Source organism: Marinococcus halophilus, from assembly GCF_900166605.1.
Classification (GTDB): domain Bacteria; phylum Bacillota; class Bacilli; order Bacillales; family Marinococcaceae; genus Marinococcus; species Marinococcus halophilus.
Genome location: NZ_FVZD01000006.1, coordinates 684,866 through 704,036, shown reverse-complemented (window position 1 = coordinate 704,036; position 19,171 = coordinate 684,866). Strand labels below are relative to the sequence as shown.

Here is a 19,171-nt window from a genome sequence, read left to right as displayed (position 1 = left end):
TTTTTGCCTCTAAAATAAGCTTTTCTTTTAAGTCTAACTAAAAATATAATAAAAACCGCTGCATTTAGCGCAGCGGTTTTAGCTGTTACGTGTCATTATTTTTGTTTTCTGAGGAATCTTTATGCAGTTCACGCACGTCTTTTTTTACATCCTCTGCCGCTTCTTCTTCGCTTTCATCAATGCGTTCATTCAACTCTTGTGCTAGCTTTTCAGCAGATTTCTCTTCATCTTCTCCCGAACTTCCTTTCACTCGTTCATACAGATGAGAAGACTGGGCAGAAACATTTTTGGCAATTTCGCTGGACTTATCTTTTGCAAGATTTGCCCACTCACTGCCCTTTTCGTATGCTTCAGAGGTTAACCCGCTTGATTTCTGTTTTACTGACTGAGTCCCTTCAGAAAGATTCTGGCGCCATTCCTCCCCTGATTTTGGGGTAAGAAGCAACGCTGTCGACGCCCCTACAATGCTTCCAATGATTGTTCCTATAATAAAATCTTTTGTGTTGTATGAAGCCATTCTTTATCGTCCCCTTTTATTTTGTCCGTTTCTTCCAGCGGGCATACAAATCAATAAAGGCATTCCCCCACTGAATTACCTGGGTGACCTGCTCTGATTGTTTTGAAGAATAATTGGAAACAGAATCGGCTACACGGCGGAATGAATGGTTGACGTTATCCACTGATTCCCCGACATTTTGCAATGACCCTACAAAACCATTAATACTCTCTGTTTTGGTCTGAACATCTTCCATAATAGTATTAGAACGATTAAGCATAGCCTCTGATTCTCTGGTAATGCCCTGTACCTGCTGCTCTACCTGTTCCATTGTGTTCCCTACGCGCTCCATCATTGTAGTAGCTGTTTTCAGTGTTTTCACGAGGAAAATAATTAGAACGGCAAAAGCGATCGCTGCAATCAGCGCGCTTATGTAACCTAAAATAGCCATATCACAATACACCTCCTGTCGCCATTTTACCACTCTTTGTCTGTTTTGAAACTCCATTCTTCACAGAGAGAGGCTTCTAATTTCTTTTTCCCTATCCTTCAAAAAGTATGCCTGCTGGCGAAAATATCATCCCCGTAATGCTTTAGCATTTTTACTGTCGATACGAAGAAGACGGAAAGCTCTAGCCTTCCGTCTTCTGATTCTATTGCTTGGAGGATTCAAGATGAGCTTCATAGGCACTTTGAAACTTTTGGATGTCTCCAGCCCCCATAAATAAAAGCACGGCGTCATTATGAGTTTCAAGCACCTGTACTCCGTCCTCCTGAATTATTTTCGCGCCAGGAATGCGCTGTTTTAAGTCCTCGATGCTTAAGCTTCCATCCTGTTCCCTTGCCGATCCAAAAATATCACAAAGGTAAACATAGTCTGCCATTTGAAGGCTGGCTGCGAAATCATCAAGAAAGGCTTTCGTTCTTGAAAAGGTATGCGGCTGGAAAACAGCTGCTATCGGCCGGTTCGGGTATTTTTGTTTGGCTGATTCGATGGTAGCCCGAATTTCAGTAGGATGATGGGCATAATCATCAATCAGCACCTGCGACCCGGAAGTTTTTTCCGTAAAACGGCGTTTCACACCGCTGAAAGTAGCCAGTTGTTCGCGAATAATCGCGGCCGGCACCTCTTCATAGTGACAGATAGCAATAACAGCGAGTGCATTTAGAATATGGTGCTTGCCATAGCCTGGGATAGTAAAGCGACCAAACCGGTCCCCACGGATTTGCACATCAAAACTGGTTCCATTCTCGTCTACTATTATGTTTTCCGCGTTGAAATCATGCTTTCCTTCAATACCATAATAAACAATTGGCACAGGCGCATGCAGCTTTTGAAGGTGTTCGTCATCACCGCACGCTACAATACCTTTTTTTACTTTTTGAGCCATTTCATTAAATGCCTGAACAACATCGTCTACGTCTGAAAAGTAATCGGGGTGATCAAAATCAATATTTGTCATAATCGCATAGTCAGGAGTATAGTTTAAAAAATGACGGCGGTACTCGCAGGCTTCAAATGTAAAAAAGCGACTGTTTTCCATGCCTTTCCCTGTGCCATCGCCAATTAAGTATGAGGTAGGCTTATACGCCTCTAGTACGTGTGCTAAAAGACCAGTCGTGGTCGTTTTACCGTGTGAGCCCGCCACTGCTATCGAAGTGAAATTTTGAAGGAATTCTCCTAAAAACTGTGGGTAGGAATGGACCTCTACCCCTGCCTGCTTTGCCTGTTTCACTTCTTCGTGCGTATCACCATAAGCTGCTGAAGCAACCACCGTCTGGCCTTCCTGGATGTTGTCCGCCTGAAAAGGAAGAATAGAAATATTTTTCTTTTCAAGAGGCTGCTGTGTAAAAAATGTTTTTTCAACATCCGAGCCCTGTACACTATGATTCATATCGTGCAGAATCTGGGCAAGAGCACTCATGCCGGATCCCTTAATTCCAATAAAATGATAATTAGACATATTGTCTTCCTCCGTTCTTTCAAAAAACCTTGCCGCTAAAACGCACAGGTGAAAGAGATCGTTTTTCATGGTGTTTATCATATGTAAACATACTTGTCTTATTATAGCAAAAACCTTTGGTTCCTCCAACGGAACGACTAAAATTGGGCATAAAAGCATGACCCCCGTCTCGTTTACAAATCAGAAACTTACGGACGGGAGTGCAAAATGGAGCCAGGAGGCCCCTTTTTCTTTATGCCAGCGGATGTGTTCTTCTTTATAGTAGGCTTCTTCCGCCTCAAGCATCAACGCCTGAAACTCTTCACTATTCGGCTGGATCGGCACTGCCTGGCCCAGACGGGTGTCTTCAAACCCTACACGCGCTGTCCGCACAAGCCAGGTGGAAGATACAGCCGGTTCTAAAGCAGGGTCCTGCTGCAGCCGGCCGGAAAATTCCTGCTTTCCTACTGCCCGGGCCCACCGGTTTTTTTCATTTAATTCCACCGGCAGCCAGGAAGCCGTCAGCAGCAGTCCGCCCAGTTGAAGATCCATCCGGGTCCGCTCAGTCAGCGTCTGTTTTAAGAACATATCAAATAGATGAGTACCGATAATCGTTACATAATCGTATGAAAACCATTCCTCAAACAGCATATCCCATGGCCTTTTTTCCACCTGTTCCACCGCCAGGCCTGTTTGTTCGGCGAAAAGGTGTTTAGCACGTACCTTTTCACGCAGGTTCGTATTTTCTTCTTTCCAGTCTTTAAATGCTGCGAGCAGGCTTTCAAGGCGCCGGTCTGCTTCTACCTGCCGGCGCTGCCGGTACCTCTGTATATCCGAACGCACGGCAAAGAACTCCTTTCCGGAAATTAATAATCAACAAGCTCCATTCGGCTGTTTGGACGATGCTTCCGCCCGGCTTTAGCTTCATGCTTTCCATTTAACAATACATTGTCTCCTGTAAAACCAATATGAATTTTTAACAGGCTGCTCCCAATACCATAAATATCTACGGGAACGTCTTTAGCTTCATATTCCTCAATACGTGCGGCATTGAAACCACCGCTTACCATTATTTTAACATGATCAAAGCCTTCATCATCCAACACCCTCCGTAAGGCAAAAATCAGCTCAGGATTTACTCCGGTGGGGTTGAAAGAGCCAAGCACTTCTGGATGCCGGCAGAAATATTGATCCACCATGCTGGCCGAAGTATCAAGACGAACTGTCTGAAGGTCCTTGCCGAACTCCCTGGCCACTTTTAAAGAATCGGTAATGACGTCATTATTATAGTCCACCAGCGCTACAAGTTCATCTTCCGGAAATGTTTCTTTGTACGCCCGGGTCGCCTGAATGATATCGCCCTCGAAAAGCTGAAGCAGGGCATGCGGCATCGTTCCCATTCCTTTTTTCCCCCACCACTCGCTCATGGCATGGGTTGCCTGGGCTTTAGAGCCGCCAATAAAAGCACTGTACCCGTCCCCAGCCTGCTGCGTGAAATGATCGTCCCGATCCCCCATGAAAATGACGGGTTTTTTTCTGCCGGAGAGTTTTGCTGCATTTACTACATTGAAGACGTTCGTAGCCACAGAGGTACGTCTCGCAAGTATACCGTCAATCAGGCCCTCAAGAAAGCCAAAATCCTGATATTTCCCTTCAACTGTCATCACTGTTTCGTACGGCGCAATTTTATTGCCGTCTTCAAGAGCATGAATGGTAAGATCCTCCGGGTAGGAAGAAAAGGTTTTAACTAAAGCAACCGCTTCATCTACTCCGCATAATACAGCGTGATCTTTTTGAAAAAACTGCATCAGCACTCGTTCTTCCGGCTTGTATTTTTCCGCGATTTTTTTGGTTTTTAAAAAATATACAGCGGAAAACCATCCTTCTTTTACTCGTTCATCGAATTTAAATGTTTCATTTGTTAATCGCTTTTGTTTCCCTTGCAGTTTAAGTTCAATTTCCTTCATAACAGCTGCTCCTTAACCTATGTATCAGAATAAGAGCCCGTGATTTTCCACGGGCTGCTTCAATATTCTATTTATCATATAAAACCTTTAATGGGAAAGCAAGCCTATACCGTTTCTTCCCACTCCTGCCGGGTTACTAATACATTTCGAGGTTTGCTCCCTCTCGCCTCGGAAACGATCCCACGATTTTCCATCGTATCGATCAGCTTAGCCGCTCGGTTGTAACCTAACGAAAAACGACGCTGCAGCTGGGAGGCGGAAGCCTGCTTCTGGTCGATGACGAATTCACACGCATTATTATAGAGCGGGTCCTGATTTTCCTCTTTTTCGAGGTGCTTTTGCAGTTCTTCTTTTTGAAACTGATAAACGGGTTTTTTCTGCTCTTTTACAAAATCTGTGACAGCGTCTATTTCTTCATCTGTCACAAAGGTGCCCTGGACACGCGTTGGCTTGGATGCGCCGTTTGGATAGAAAAGCATATCGCCCTTACCAATCAAACGTTCAGCACCGCCTCCGTCCAAAATCGTACGGGAATCCACCTGTGAAGATACGGAGAATGCTATTCTGGTTGGGATATTTGCTTTAATGAGTCCTGTAATAACGTCCACCGAGGGGCGCTGCGTTGCTACAAGCAAGTGCATGCCGCAGGCTCTTGCTTTTTGCGCTATACGGCAGATCGCATCTTCTACATCCTGTGGCGACACCATCATCAAATCTGCCAATTCATCAATTACAATAACGAGGTACGGCATTTTATCAGCCGGGCGCCCCTGTTTTTCCATTCGTTCGTTATATTTTTTCATGTCCCGCACGCCTTCGCGGGCCAGACGTTCATAACGATCTTCCATTTCCTGGACTGCCCATTTTAACGCTCCTGTTGCTTCCTTGGCGTCATTGATTACCGGCGTAATAAGGTGCGGCACCTCCCGGTAAGAAGCAAGCTCCACCATTTTAGGATCGATCAGCATCCATTTACATTCTTCCGGAGAGGATTTGTACAACAGGCTCAGCAGAATTGAATTAATGCAGACACTCTTTCCGGAACCCGTAGCGCCTGCTATTAATCCATGCGGCATATTCTGCAGGTCAGCGATGACAGGGTTGCCTCCAATATCGAGACCCATGGCAACTGAAAGCGGCGATTGATGATTTTTAAACACGTCCCGGCGGAGAATCTCTCTTAAAAATACCGGCGCCGATGTCGGATTGGGTACTTCAATGCCAATAGCATTCTTCCCGGGAATAGGCGCTTCCATTCTTAGATCTTTAGCTGCAAGCGCCATTTTAATATCATCTGTTAGATTGGTTACTTTTGTCACTTTCACTCCTGGAGCCGGCTGGACTTCAAACCTTGTAACCGACGGTCCTTTTGTAATCTGAGAAACTTTTGCATCCACATGAAAGTTTTTCAGCGTGGTTTCAAGCTGGCCCCTTTGCTCTTCTAGCTCACTTTGGTCTTCGTCTTCTTTTTTTGGAGGAATATTGAGCAGTTGCAGCGACGGCAGCCGATATCCTGTCTGCTTCGGCTGTCGTCCGGCAGAGCGTTTATCCTTGGGATACATCATGACATTAAACGGGGTTGAGGTAGATGGCCGTTTACTGCTGGACTGTTTTTTTGCCGGTGCTGCCGGTTTCTCTTTTACTGCTGAAGCCGAAGCACTCTTCGGCTTGTCAGTTTTTGATTCATGTTTTTTTACAGGCAGGCCGCTATTTTCCGGTAGTGGCTCCAGGTTATTTTCAAAAGCTGGCTGCTCTGTTCTTTCTTTCTCTTTCGTGTTTTCCGTATTATCAACTGGAATATTTTCTTTTTCCCGGCCCACGGAAACCGCCTGAGGCTCTTCCTCTTTTTCCGGCACTTCTATCTCAATGGACTTGTTATCTTCCGGTTCTATTTCAAACGCAGTGCCGGAAGGAAATAGATCATTGTCTTTTTTTTCATCCGAACCGTGTTCATCCGCCGGCTCATTGTTATCTGTATCCCCATCCTGCGCTTTTGTATCCCATTTACCGCTTCTCTGGGCTCTGCTGATCTCCATAAAGCGATCGGTGTCCTCCTGTAATATGGAAGGAGCTCTGCGCTTTCGGCCTGCTTCTTTTTCTTCCACCTGTTTTGTAACAGCTGAAGGTCTTCTTGCTCCAGTGCGAATGGAATTCAGAAAAGCAATATCTTCCCGGATCTGCTCCTGAACGGAGGTTTCCTTTCTTTCTTCTGCATCTGGATCCCTTAAATTACCCGGATGCAGATCAGCCTGCTGATATCCAAAGACAGGAGAAGGAATACTTCCTGCTTCGAAATTTTTACCCTGAAAATAGCCTTCGTTTTCTGGTTCTGTCTTTTTCTCTTCTTTTGAACCAGCCCGTTTAGCATCGTCCCCGACACGTTCCTGTTCGCGTTCCGCGCGCTCGGAGACGCGCGATTTCGCGGAAGTGCTCGAAAGCTTTGCTGCACTTGGGCGTTCCGGAGCCTGCGGGCTGTTCTTTTGTTTTTGAGCTTCTTCATAGCTTTTAGGATAAACATTAAACATTTTCACCGGCTCAGATTCCTGATACGTCATTCTCGCTATGTATGGAGGAGGATCCTCTCCGGAGCGCTTTATACGATTTTCACGGTTGTTTTCCTCTGGCTGTTCTTCATCGTTAAAAAGAAAATGCTGCATTCTTTTCATCCATTGTTGAAAGGATGACGGCATTTTCAACCCCTCCTTTTCTTACCGGACTTTCTTGAGTCCTAATTAACTTTGTCTGCACAAGAAAAACCCCTAGCACCACTAGCGGTTTTTCACTTCCTACACGGACGCTGAAACCGGGCGTTCGTGATACTGTTTATAAAAATCCTGACCCGTTTCGTACGATTCATCAAGAACGAGAATGCCTTTTTCTGTCTGTTTTTCCGGCAGTGCAAGCTCAGACACTGAGCAGATCATGCCGGTAGAAGTCACGCCACGGAGTTTTGATTTTTTAATTTTCATCCCTGAAGGCATAACTGCCCCCGGCACGGCTACAGCTACTTTCTGGCCTTTGTCGACATTCGGAGCTCCGCAGACGATTTGAAGCGTCTCTGTACCCGTTTCCACCTGGCAGACGCTCAGCTTGTCTGCATCCGGATGCCGCTTTTTATCCGTCACGGCACCTACGAGGAAATTGGGCTGGGACGGCACTTCAAGAGAACTGTCTACATTGTTTTCTTTTAAAGCTCTATTGACAAGCTGAATATGGGCTTCATCCCCTGCTATTCTGCCCGTCCCTGTAATTTCTCCATAGGAAGAAGCATTAAAAATATGATAACCTGCTGTTTCTTTCGTTGTCGCATGGGTGAGCACGGCGACATCTCCGTACCTTACCGTTTTACGCTGTTTTGAATCTATTGGTTTTAAGGAAAGGAGAAGCACATCTCCAATTCCTGTTGGGTTATAAAAAATATTCATTCGTTGAGACTCCTTTTCGCTAACTTAACTTTTATTGTATCACAGCTTGCACGCTCCCGCGAATCAGGATTTAGGGCGTTTTTTTGCCAGGATAAAGATAGGTTCAAATTCTCCATTTTCATACATGAACGGCAGGGCTGTAATCGGCACCCGTCCGTCATTGAAGAAGCGGAAAGCCATCTGGCCAAGGACATCGTAGCCAGCATCATTGGTAATATCTGCAATAATAAAGACATCGTTATGCGGCACTGCTACTGCCATGTCGCCCTGCACACCCTCAGCTACACTTTGCAGCAAAGCTTCATTTAATACGCGGCTTGCATCATAGCCGTCATTTGTATTAATAAAATAAAACGTATTTCCGGCCACCATATCTTTTTTCATTGGCACTTCCAATGTCTTTAAATTATTGCGGGCAGCGCGGCGGATGTTTTCGGTTTCAATCTGCTCAGCTTCAAGCGTTTCTTGTTCGATCAATGAATACGCCTCTCCCATATCAAGAGCGTAAAAAATTCTGGTTTCCGCTGTATGGTCGTCCCATACGAGCTCTTTCCCCTCCTTTGTCTCAGTCGGGAAGGAGGTAGAGCGGATGACCGGATAAATAAAACTTTCCTGTCCGGAGAGTGAAACATCGCGTTCCATGGCGCGAAAGGATGTATCGATATAATGCACGACATCCTCCACAGCTTTTTCTCCCTCTCGTTCATATTTCGCCGCCCATTTGCTTAAATCCAAATCCACTCCGGTTTTCAGCTGCTTGTGCTCGACCCGCAGCGAGCTGTGTTCATCATCATATTTAAACGTCCGGGACTCATCGTCTTTCAATCGTTCCCGCAGTATGCGCTGTAGTTTTCGTACTTCCATTTCTATCGCTCCTCTTGAACATTCTTAATTCTATCGTAACACGTGCAGTCGTGTACTCCCACACTCGTGCTTACTGTTAAAAAAAGACCGTCCCTTTTTCAGGGACAGCCTCCTGGACCTTTATGAAGCCTCGTTGGCTTTTTCCAATGCTTCGTTTAGGAAGTGCTGGACTTCTTCCGGCGTTTTCCGCTGCTTGCTTACAAAGCGGTGTACTTCTTTTCCATTACGAAAAGCAAGAAAACTCGGTATACCCATTACGCCGTAGTCAATGCATACATCCATCAGCTCATCACGATCCGCTTTGTAGAAAGTAAACTGATCGTACTGCTGCTCGATCTCGGGCATCGCCGGGTCAATATACGTACAATCCGGGCACCAGCCGGCGGAGAACATAATTACTGTATTTCCATTATCAATGGCTTGATTAAAAGATTCCTGTGTAGTTAAATTTTCCATTGTTTTTCCTCCTTGAATTAATACATACAGAAAAGGCTACCCTTCCCGTATTTTCATATCCCCCATTCTAATCCAATTTCTTTTGCGCATCCACTCTGACAAACCGAGACTGATTAACGCGGGGGCAGCAACATGAAGAAGCAGCACTGTTCCAAGCACTTCAAAAGAAAATCCCATCGTCTGGAAAGTCATAATCTGGCCCACCAGGCCGCTCGTACCCATTCCGGCTCCTGCTGCATTATTTTCCATCATGAAAACCATCGTAGAAAAAGGAGCCACTATCATTCCTGCAAGCGTTGGCGGAATCAAAATGAGCGGCCGCCTCACGACATTGGGCACCTGAAGCATGGAAGTTCCGATCCCGAGAGCGGCGAGGCCTGAAAACTTATTTTCCCGAAAACTGCTGGCTGCAAAACCAACCATCTGTGCTGCACATCCTACAGTAGCCGCCCCGGCCGCAATTCCATTCAAATCGAGAATAATGGCAATAGCAGCACTTGAAATGGGTGCTGTCAGAGCAAGGCCCATCAGCCCGGCAACTAAAATTCCCATAATAAGCGGCTGCCTTTCTGTAGCCCAGACAATCAAATCTCCGAAGCCTGTCATAAACGCCTGAATTCCTGGCCCAAGAAGCTGGGCGATCCCATATCCCGCGATAATCGTCACAAGCGGTGTCACAATAATATCAAGCCTTGTTTCTTTGGAAACCAGCTTACCAAGCTCCACAGAAACGAGTGCTGCAATAAAAGCTCCTGCTGGTCCTCCGAGCTCTGCTCCGGCAGCGCCAGTAGCTACCGCAGAAAAAACAACCAGCGCCGGAGCCTGCAGCCCGTAAGCTACAGCCACCCCAATGGCAGGCCCCATTAATGAAATCGCAAGCGTGCCCATGTCCTCAAAGAAAGTAATGCCGAGCTGCCGGCCAATTGTCTGAATAATTAGTCCGATGATTAAAGACGCAAACAACCCAAGCGCCATGTAGCTTAAAGCTGTAACTCCATATGTCTTTACACTTAAATTTACACCCTTTTTCAAAAAAAATGACCGCATGTCCTCTCTCCTTCTCTTTTTTCCCATTGTAACCATAATTTAATTTAATGAAAAGGCGCCGTTTAAAACCGGCGCCCTGTTTGATGCAGCCACTGGCCGTAAAGCAGGGATACAACATGGTGAAAAAGGGCAGTCCGGTCCACCCGGCCGGCGGTCAGGATTCCGACTGCCCCTTCGTTTTGATGAGTATCTGTCAGCTGTGAGTAATGGTCCACTGCTGTTTTTAATTCCACGCCGTCCCTGAGCATAGCAGCAATATGTTCCGGCAGCAGTATACGGGCTCCGCCGGCCGTCCATGTACCTGTGCCATCTGTAAGCGCCCCCCAGCTGACCAAGTATATGTCATTTTCTTCAGCCTGTACGCCGCCTTCGAGCCCTATCCCAATATCAGCACGTTTTTGCACATGCCGGGCACGGTTTACAGCTCCTTCTCTCGTCTCCACATCGGAAAACGGCTGATCACTCACTTCCGAAGCCGCAGCTGTACCGGAAACGGAAAATTCCGGATAGAGCACCTGGCGTACTGCTTCTATTTTTACAGGATTTTTTGATCCTACTAAAGCCTTTTTCAACTTCAGACTCCTTTATGAATCATATCGAGGGCCTGTTGGTCTGTGGTTCGCACGAGCTTTGTCAGCAGTTCTTTTGCTGCAGCGTAATCATCCACATGCAGCAGGGAAGCAGAAGTGTGGATATAGCGGGAACAGACTCCGATAACAGCAGATGGAATACCTTCGTTGGCCATATGCACACGCCCGGCATCAGTCCCTCCCTGAGAAATAAAGTACTGGTACGGGATATTGTTACTTTCCGCCGTATCTAGAACGAAATCCCGCATGCCACGGTGAGTGATCATCGTCTGGTCAAATATACGCAAAAGCGCCCCTTTACCAAGCTGGCCGAAGGCATCTTTCCCTCCAGTGGAATCGTTCGCCGGACTTGCATCCAAAGCGTAAAAAATATCCGGCTGGATCATTTGTGCAGCCGTCTGGCCCCCGCGCAGCCCTACTTCTTCCTGTACTGTGGCGCCTGCGTAAAGCGTGTTTGGAAGGCTTTCATCCTGGACTTCTTTCATTAATTCTAAAGTCAGGCCGACACCATACCGGTTATCCCATGCCTTTGCCATAATTTTTTTCTCGTCCGCCATTGGAGTGAATGGGCAGACCGGAGATATTGGCATACCCGGACGGACACCGAGCTGTTCCGCATGCTCACTGCTGTCAGCTCCAATATCAATAAACATCTTATTTAACGGCATCGGCTTCTCCCGCTGCTCCGGTTCCAGCAGGTGTGGAGGGGTGGAACCAATCACCCCCGGAATGATTCCATTTTCTGTATACACTTGAACACGCTGGGCAAGCAGTACCTGGCTCCACCAGCCGCCAAGCGTTTGAAACCGGATCATTCCGTTTTCATCGATGGATTTAACCATAAATCCTACTTCATCCATGTGGCCGGCTATCATTACTTTCGGGCCTTCCTGAGCGCTGCGTTTCACTCCAAACAAGCTTCCGAGCCGGTCCTGGATAATTTCGTCACTTACCGGCTCCAGTTCTTTTCTCATGTATGTACGGATTTGATGTTCAAAACCCGGTACTGCCGGTGTCTCTGTTAAAAACTTAAACATGTCGCGTGTTTCCTGCTTCATAAAATACTCCTTTCGCTTGTCAGGCTCTGCCTAATTTTCATTTTATCGAACGACTCACGTTTTTACCACTATTGAAAACGGGTATGTATTTGGATATACGCATTATTTGCGGTATACTGAGTATAATAAGAAATGGAAAGGCAGGGACATAATAATGAATACAAAGAATATCCTTATTGGAGTAGGTCTTGGTGTTGCTTTGGGAATTTTGGTTAAGCAGTTCACAAAGAAAGATGAAATTTCCCCGGAAAAAGCGCTGAAGACGGTAAAAGAAAACGTACAGGATCATCTGCCGGTTAACGGCTCCTGGATCCACATGACGCCGGAAACCTACAAAAAAGACGACCTGGAATACAAGGTTTACCGTGGCGGCCTTTCAAGCACCAATCAGGGAGAGACCCGTCAATTAGACTTTATTGTAGATGCTGAAACCGGCACTATTTTAGAACTGAGCTCTTAATCAACATAGCTTCCGGCCTTATTCCAGGGCCGGAAGCTTTTTATTTTCCTTCATAATACAAAAGAGAGGCACCTTCATTGGCGCCTCTCTTTTGTATTAGTTAAGATGCTTCTTTTTTCTCTTTAGAATCCTTGTAATCCTGTACTTCGTTTTTCGACTGCTCCAGCGGCTTCTTCAAAATAGCCAGCATAACCATCGTCACAAGTGATCCGATAAGGATCGCGAGGAAGTATAGAAAAACTCCGCCGCCCTGCACAGCATTCAGGAAGAACACGAGAAAACCTCCGTGCGGTGCAAGCAGTTCCACGTTAAAGAACATGGCCAGGCCGCCTGCTACTGCAGATCCAGTAACGATGGAAGGAATAACCCGAAGTGGGTCCGCTGCCGCAAACGGAATGGCACCCTCTGTAATGAAAAATGATCCGAGCGCATAGTTTGTGTACCCAGCCGAACGCTGTTCTTTCGGAAAACGGTTCTTAAAGAACGTGACCGCAAGGGCGATACCAAGCGGCGGCACCATCCCGCCGGCCATTACAGCCGCATGCGGAGCGTAAATGCCCTGGCCGATTAGAGCGACACCGACTGTGAAGGCCGCTTTGTTGAACGGTCCGCCCATGTCGATTGCCATCATGCCGCCGAGCAGAATCCCAAGCAGGACCAGGTTGCTTGTACCAAGACCTGTGATCCAGTCCTGAAGAGCTGTATTTAGAAAAGCAACTGGTGTAATAAACACGTAGTACATCAAAAGACCGGTGATCAAAATATTGATAACTGGATAAAATAAAATTGTTTTAATTCCGTCAAGCACCTGCGGGAGTCCAGACATAGCCTTCTTCACGCCAAGAGCGACATAACCGCCAAGGAAACCGGCAATGATACCGCCAAGGAAACCGGCTGTGGCGTTCTCAGCTCCTGGAATGCCCTGAGTGGACATGAAACCACCAACCATTGCCGGCATGAAACCAGGCCGGTCTGCGATGCTCATACCGATAAAGCCGGCAAGCACTGCTACGAATAATCCAAAGGCGTACTGTCCGCCTATTGCATTCAGAGCCTGGGCAAACCCGTTAAACTGGTCACTTTCAGGATCCGCCGAGTTAATCCCCCAGAAGAAAGAAAGAGCGATAAGAATCCCGCCGCCGATAACAAATGGCAGCATGTTCGAAACCCCATTCATCAGGTGGCGGTAAATAGCATTTCCAACTGCTTTTGCTCCGCCTCCGCCGCTAGAAGCGCTCTCTTCTTCATCCGACGATGAACTTCTGCCAGAGCCGCGGTATTTCGAAAATTCTCCGTTCACAGCCTGGTTAATTAACTGTTCCGGTTTACGGATGCCATCCGTAACTTTGGTGGATAAAAGCGGCTTTCCGTTAAATCGGTCCATTTCGATTTTTGTATCAGACGCTACAATAATAGCTTCCGCATTTGCAATTTCTTCGGAGGTGAGACGGTTTTTAACCCCTCCGGATCCATTCGTTTCCACTTTGATAGAAACTCCGAGCTCTTTTGCTTTATCCTTCAGGGCATCTGCTGCCATATAGGTATGGGCGATACCAGTTGGACATCCGGTTACTGCAAGAATCCTCGGCGTATTGCTGTCGTCGGCAGCCTGGGCTGAAGAGGTTTCGGATGCTTCTTCCTCATCACTTCCAAGCTTGTCTCTTTCTTTTGCGTCTACCGCCGCCATGACCTCGTCTTCGGATTCTGCATTCAAGAGATCCTGGCGGAAGTTTTCATCCATCAGCAGCGTAGACAAACGGGACAATGTAGTTAAATGTGCTTCATTCGCTCCCTCAGTTGCTGCAATCATGAAAAACAGATGCGCCGGCTGGCCGTCCAATGATTCATAATCTGCACCTTCCTGAGAACGGCCGAATGCAATAGCCGGTGTATCTACAGCGCTTGTCTTTGCGTGAGGAATGGCGATGCCTTCGCCGATACCGGTAGAGCTTTCTGATTCCCTTTTTTCAATTGCTTCTTTAAAAGCATGGCGATCATTTAACCGACCGGCAGTGTCAAGCTTGTTTACCAGCTCATCAATCACTCCCGCTTTATCTGTCGAAGACAGAGACAGCAGCACGGTATCTCTTTTTAATAGATCGGTAATTTTCATTCTGCTTCCCCCTTTAAGCTTGATTAGTCTCTTCGCTTTCGAGCGAACGGATCGTGATCTTTTGACTTAGTTCTTCTACTTCTTTTTTCGTGCAGAATGTTTCAGAAAATGCTGTAGCACTTCCGGAAGCTACTGCTTTGTTCAACACCTGAGCCGGATCCAGGCGTTCCGCGATTCCGGCGGCGAATCCAGCTACCAGGGAGTCACCTGCCCCGACAGAGTTCACGGCTTTTTGCTTTGGCACGGAGGCGTGAAGGGTCTGTGATTTATTAATATATACAGCTCCTTCTCCTGCCATCGATATAACCACATGCTCAATATCAAAATCCTCCAGAAGCTTTCGGCCATACACTGCAGCATCTTCCACACTGTTCACTTCCACTTCGTACAACTCTGCGAGTTCCAGATGGTTCGGCTTCACGAAATAAGGGCGGCCTTTCAATGCCTCACCGAGCGCTTCGCCGCTTGTGTCCAAACACACCCTGACTCCTTTGTTTCTCACCCGTTCCATTATGTCCAGATAGATGCTGTGAGGGAGAGAAGAAGGAACACTTCCTGCAAGTATTAATTCATCTTCCTGCGTCAGAACATCCAGCTTCTGGTACAGTGCTTCCACGTCTTCGCGCGAGACGCCCGGGGAGGTTCCATTAATTTCAGATTCCTCGCCGCCACGGATTTTGACGTTAATTCTTGTATCCTCTTCTACCTGCACAAAATCCGTTTGAATGTTTTCTTTTTCCAGGCTTTCTTTAATATACTGGCCGGTAAACCCGCCTACAAAACCGAGCGCAGTTGACTGCTCTCCGAGTCTTTGCAGCACTCTCGAAACGTTAATGCCTTTACCGCCTGGATATTTCAAATCATTTTTCGACCGATGGATATTTCCCGGAATAAACTCTTCTAGTTCGACTACATAATCGATTGCCGGGTTCAGCGTTACTGTATATATCATGTACTCACGACCTTCACATCTGTATATTTCTTCAAGTTTGTCCGCTCATCGTCCCGCAGCCTGTCCGACGTAATAATTTCCGCTAAAGCAAGTTCACCAATGTTGGCAAATGTAATGGAATTAATCTTCGAATGATCCGCCAGCACATAGCTCCTTTCCGCAAGATCAAGCGCTGTCCGCTTAACCACTGCTTCATCCGGATCCGGGGTGGTATACCCGTGAACAGGATGAACACCGTTAATACCGAGAAAGCAGGCGTCAAAACAAAATTCCTTCAGTGCTTCTATAGCTTTAATTCCTACGAGGGCCCCAGTCCCCTGCTTGCCTTTACCTCCGATGACGTACGTTTCAATGCCCTTCTCGAGCAAAAGCGGTACATGCGGAATGCCGTTGGTTACCACGACAAGATTCCGGTCAGCCAAATAAGGGATCATCTCCAGGGTCGTCGTCCCGGCGTCCAGAAAAAGACATTCACCGGGTTCAAGCAGGGAAGCTGCTGCTTCTGCAATCTTTTTCTTTTCCCACTGGTTTACACTGCTCTTCTCTGCGATAGTTGGTTCGTTCCGGCGGCGCCTGGAGAGAGAAGCTCCGCCGTGAATTCGTTTAATCTGTTCATCCGATTCCAGTTTGGATAAGTCCCTTCGAACTGTTGCTTCTGAAGCACCAGTCAGTTCCACCAGCTCATGAATAGAAGCAGTGTCTTTCGTTTTTAGAATTTCGATGATGGTGTCTCTGCGCTCCGTGTGAAGCATTACCTTCCCTCTCCTTTCCGGGTTTGGCATAAAAAGCAACAGGCGTCTGCAGAAGTTTTGATCGTTTTCTGTTTTTGCTTGTTTAATTAACTTCATTGTACACGCTTACTTAATCATAATCAATCAATTTTACTCAAAAACAATCATTTACTTTTGTTCATTGATTGAAATTGACATTTTCATGTTTGGCATTGTTATGTATTTCAGAAATAAAAAAACACGCCTCAGCTTTTAGAGGCGTGTGTAAAAATATGAACGTTCTGGTCAGATTTCGCTCTGCTTTTCCCTGGCTACAGCTTCGATTACTTCTCCCGCAGGATTAAACTTTAAAGCACGGTACAGCTCATCGTGGTAGAAAGTAAACCATGCTTGGCGCTGGCAGCCCCAGTTCATATAATGCTCTTTCATGTACACTGAGTCCATTGGATAATCATCATAGGCGGTTACCCAGAGCACATTCTGGTGGGCGTGTGTAGGCATATTGTCAGCCATGTGGATTAGTGTATTGCTTTCATCCTCAATCAAAATAATGCTCATACCGGCGCTGTGTCCGCCTGTATGCACCATTCGTATGTTTTCAGTAATATGAAGCTCTGACTCGAACGTTTCAACCTGGTGGGCGATTGGCTTCCAGTTCTTTTCCCAGTACGTGTTTTCGGAACGGATATTCGGATTTTTCATTTCCTCCCATTCCGTTTCCGATACGTAAATAACAGCATTGCGAAAGATTGGCACACTCTGGCCCTGCTCTTCACGGGCCAGCCCCGAAGCATGGTCAAAATGCATATGCGTCATTAACACAGCATCAATATCTGAAGCGTAAAGATTCATTTCCCGCAGACTCTGCTCCACATTTGACTCTTTCGTTACGCCATAATTTCTCTGTTGCTTTTTGCTGAGCCGGCCGTTTCCAATCCCTGCATCAACCAGTAAATTTTTACCCTCTCCCTGAATAAGCAGAGGGTCTGTCGGCATTGGAACTTGATTGCTGTCATTGACCGGGTATTTTTTTGACCAGAGCGGTTTCGGTACCACGCCGAACACCGCACCCCCGTCCATGTTTGTCATGCCACCTTCGAGCCATGTAATGGTATAATTGCCGATGGTTAATTGGTTCATGAAAACAGCCCCTCCATTTCATACAAATGATCCCTTTTATCAAACACTATGGCCTTACCGCTTTAGTAAAATAAATAGGCACTCCCTTTGCGTAAAACTTCTTTTCATATTCTGTCATCACATTTTCTTCTGCCTCTTCACTTTCATGCAGATGGAGACGCACCTTTTTTAATGAAAAACCAAACGTGGAAAGGGAGGAAAGAGAATATTCAAACAATCCCTGATTATCAGTCTTCATCTGCACGGTTCCTCCCGGTACCAAAACCTGCTTATACAATTCCAGAAAATCCGGGTGCGTCAGCCGGCGTTTTTCATGACGTTTTTTTGGCCACGGATCAGTAAAATTAATATAAAGTGTTTCTACTGAGGCAGGCTCAAAATAGTCCATTAAATAGCGTACATCACCATGAATAAAGGCGAGATTCTCCGGCTGCTTGAACAAGGCGCGCTGCACCCCGGTCGCAAGAACACTTTCATACATTTCCATACCAATAAAATTGACACCCGGGTATTTGATGCTGTTGTCGCTTAAGTATTTCCCTTTGCCTGTGCCTACTTCCAAATGAAGAGGCTGGTCGTTCCCAAACCTTTTTCCCCAATTTTTATTTACCTGTTCCGCTGTTGTGACCACCAGCTCCGGGTGTTCTTGCAAAAATTCGTGGGCCCACGGCTTATGTCGGAGTCTCATCCTTCTTTTCCCTCTTTCTTCATATAATAACTACCTATTTGACAGACAAAATCCGCTGAAAACGCAGTGACGTTCCAGCGGATTTTTATATTTGCAATGAGTCCCGGTCGAGCACTGCTTCAAGCTGTTTCTTATAAAACTCTGCTTCTTTTATCCGGTTCGTGAGTAATGCCTGCTGGGCATGATCAAGCAGGTGGCTGATAATCTGCCAGCGCATCCGCCTTTGTAAATGGGAGGTTAAGGGCAGCCCGTATTCCTGCAGCCACACTTCCCACTCTTCTTTTGGAATGTACTCATACAGAATCAGGGCTAAATCAAGTGCAGGATCGCTGACTGTTGCATTGTCCCAGTCCACTAAATATAAATCTCCATTGGCATCAAACATCCAATTGTTGTGGTTCATATCACCGTGACAGACAACGAGGCGGGGAGGCTGTACTTCGCCAGACGTCCCTGCAAGTTCATCGAGAGCTCCAGCCATCGAAGTCGTAATATAAGGAAGCCGTTCCTGCTGCTTTCTTAATACAGTGGTTGTTGCTTCCGGAGTGCGGGCGTGGTTCCCTATTCTCATAAACATGTCCAGCAGTTCACTTGAGGAGTGTATTTTAGATAATAACTGGGCCACCCGTTTGTTATCCATATCGCCGCCCGTTAGTTCACGGCCGTCAACCCAGCGCTGTGCGGTAATTACATCACCGTTAGCCTGGCGCTTTGTCCAAAGCAGTTTAGGCACTATTCCTTCTGCTGAAAGCACAGCGAGAAATGGAGAAGAATTTCTTTTCAGAAATAACACTTGTTCCCCGGCACGCGCGAGGTAAGCTTCTCCTGAAGAGCCACCGGCTGGTTCAATCGTCCATCCGTCTCCCATCAGCAGTTCCAATACTTTCACCTTCGATCTATCATAGTGGTCTGAATATTTCATAGCCGATCCTTTTTTAACAATATTTTATTTCAATGCCTGTCTTGTTTTATTTAATTGTATGTATAAAATACCCTCTATGAAATGATCTCCTCTACTTCTCGTGCGGGTAAAAGTGTTCCTATTTGCGTTTTTATTTTTACAGCGAATCGTTCTTAATAATAGCAAACATTGAATTTAGAAGTCAATCGACCATAATACTTGTGACCGACCTCTCATCTGCTATTTTTCTGCGTATCTTCCATTTAAGCCTACTTGGTAACTTACCCTTTTTTTCCCTCATTCAGAGTGGTATAGTAATTTCGTTCATTATTACAGGGCA

Annotated in this window: 19 protein-coding genes; 1 reads left to right on the top strand and 18 read right to left on the bottom strand. The window is 46.4% G+C overall.

Annotated elements, in window-relative coordinates; all coding sequences use genetic code 11:
- Positions 1-85: 85 nt before the first annotated feature.
- The 12 genes from B5066_RS09720 to B5066_RS09665 all read right to left on the bottom strand — a co-directional run bounded on the left by B5066_RS09720 (position 86) and on the right by B5066_RS09665 (position 11,846).
- Complete coding sequence (locus B5066_RS09720) at positions 86-517, bottom strand: YtxH domain-containing protein (protein WP_079475735.1); 432 nt, start codon at positions 515-517, stop codon at positions 86-88.
- Positions 518-533: 16 nt separating this feature from the next.
- A complete protein-coding gene (locus B5066_RS09715; RefSeq protein WP_022795220.1) occupies positions 534-947 on the bottom strand; it encodes a DUF948 domain-containing protein in 414 nt (137 codons plus the stop codon).
- A gap of 202 nt (positions 948-1,149) precedes the next feature.
- Positions 1,150-2,460 carry a UDP-N-acetylmuramate--L-alanine ligase gene (gene murC / locus B5066_RS09710; RefSeq protein ID WP_079475734.1) on the bottom strand — a complete coding sequence of 437 codons (1,311 nt, stop codon included), beginning with the start codon at positions 2,458-2,460 and terminating at the stop codon, positions 1,150-1,152.
- A gap of 180 nt (positions 2,461-2,640) precedes the next feature.
- Complete coding sequence (locus tag B5066_RS09705) at positions 2,641-3,282, bottom strand: hypothetical protein (RefSeq protein WP_079475733.1); 642 nt, start codon at positions 3,280-3,282, stop codon at positions 2,641-2,643.
- A gap of 23 nt (positions 3,283-3,305) precedes the next feature.
- Complete coding sequence (locus B5066_RS09700) at positions 3,306-4,406, bottom strand: nicotinate phosphoribosyltransferase (protein WP_079475732.1); 1,101 nt, start codon at positions 4,404-4,406, stop codon at positions 3,306-3,308.
- 104 nt (positions 4,407-4,510) lie between these two features.
- Positions 4,511-7,096: a DNA translocase FtsK gene (locus B5066_RS16995; RefSeq protein WP_079475731.1), complete on the bottom strand. Its 2,586-nt coding sequence runs from the start codon at positions 7,094-7,096 to the stop codon at positions 4,511-4,513.
- Positions 7,097-7,192: 96 nt separating this feature from the next.
- Positions 7,193-7,831 (bottom strand): YtpR family tRNA-binding protein, encoded by a 639-nt coding sequence (gene ytpR / locus B5066_RS09690; protein WP_079475730.1) that lies wholly within the window; start codon positions 7,829-7,831, stop codon positions 7,193-7,195.
- A gap of 63 nt (positions 7,832-7,894) precedes the next feature.
- Positions 7,895-8,695 carry a DUF1444 family protein gene (locus B5066_RS09685; protein ID WP_079475729.1) on the bottom strand — a complete coding sequence of 267 codons (801 nt, stop codon included), beginning with the start codon at positions 8,693-8,695 and terminating at the stop codon, positions 7,895-7,897.
- Positions 8,696-8,815: 120 nt separating this feature from the next.
- Positions 8,816-9,151, bottom strand: coding sequence for a thioredoxin family protein (locus B5066_RS09680; RefSeq protein ID WP_079475728.1), 336 nt, complete (start codon positions 9,149-9,151; stop codon positions 8,816-8,818).
- A gap of 36 nt (positions 9,152-9,187) precedes the next feature.
- Entirely contained in the window at positions 9,188-10,198 is a 1,011-nt protein-coding gene (locus B5066_RS09675) for a PTS sugar transporter subunit IIC (RefSeq protein ID WP_079475727.1), read from the bottom strand.
- A gap of 62 nt (positions 10,199-10,260) precedes the next feature.
- The gene (locus B5066_RS09670) at positions 10,261-10,770 is read right to left on the bottom strand and encodes a DUF84 family protein (RefSeq protein WP_079475726.1); all 510 of its coding nucleotides are present in this window, start codon (positions 10,768-10,770) and stop codon (positions 10,261-10,263) included.
- 2 nt (positions 10,771-10,772) lie between these two features.
- Entirely contained in the window at positions 10,773-11,846 is a 1,074-nt protein-coding gene (locus B5066_RS09665; protein WP_079475725.1) for a M42 family metallopeptidase, read from the bottom strand.
- Between the two features lie 154 nt (positions 11,847-12,000).
- On the opposite strand from B5066_RS09665, the gene B5066_RS09660 reads away from it, so the two are divergent.
- Positions 12,001-12,306 carry a PepSY domain-containing protein gene (locus tag B5066_RS09660; RefSeq protein ID WP_079475724.1) on the top strand — a complete coding sequence of 102 codons (306 nt, stop codon included), beginning with the start codon at positions 12,001-12,003 and terminating at the stop codon, positions 12,304-12,306.
- A 100-nt stretch (positions 12,307-12,406) separates the two neighbouring features.
- Here B5066_RS09660 and B5066_RS09655 read toward each other — a convergent pair whose 3' ends face one another.
- The 6 genes from B5066_RS09655 to B5066_RS09630 form a co-directional block, all read right to left on the bottom strand.
- Positions 12,407-14,419 carry a PTS fructose transporter subunit IIABC gene (locus B5066_RS09655; RefSeq protein WP_079475723.1) on the bottom strand — a complete coding sequence of 671 codons (2,013 nt, stop codon included), beginning with the start codon at positions 14,417-14,419 and terminating at the stop codon, positions 12,407-12,409.
- Positions 14,420-14,432: 13 nt separating this feature from the next.
- Positions 14,433-15,371 carry a 1-phosphofructokinase gene (gene pfkB, locus B5066_RS09650; protein ID WP_079475722.1) on the bottom strand — a complete coding sequence of 313 codons (939 nt, stop codon included), beginning with the start codon at positions 15,369-15,371 and terminating at the stop codon, positions 14,433-14,435.
- Complete coding sequence (locus tag B5066_RS09645) at positions 15,368-16,123, bottom strand: DeoR/GlpR family DNA-binding transcription regulator (protein WP_079475721.1); 756 nt, start codon at positions 16,121-16,123, stop codon at positions 15,368-15,370. Before B5066_RS09645 ends, pfkB begins: the two co-directional genes overlap by 4 nt.
- A gap of 264 nt (positions 16,124-16,387) precedes the next feature.
- A complete protein-coding gene (locus B5066_RS09640; RefSeq protein WP_079475720.1) occupies positions 16,388-17,242 on the bottom strand; it encodes a YtnP family quorum-quenching lactonase in 855 nt (284 codons plus the stop codon).
- Between the two features lie 46 nt (positions 17,243-17,288).
- The gene (gene trmB / locus B5066_RS09635) at positions 17,289-17,930 is read right to left on the bottom strand and encodes a tRNA (guanosine(46)-N7)-methyltransferase TrmB (protein WP_079475719.1); all 642 of its coding nucleotides are present in this window, start codon (positions 17,928-17,930) and stop codon (positions 17,289-17,291) included.
- Positions 17,931-18,015: 85 nt separating this feature from the next.
- Positions 18,016-18,852, bottom strand: coding sequence for a phosphotransferase family protein (locus tag B5066_RS09630; RefSeq protein WP_143745423.1), 837 nt, complete (start codon positions 18,850-18,852; stop codon positions 18,016-18,018).
- Positions 18,853-19,171 lie beyond the last annotated feature (319 nt).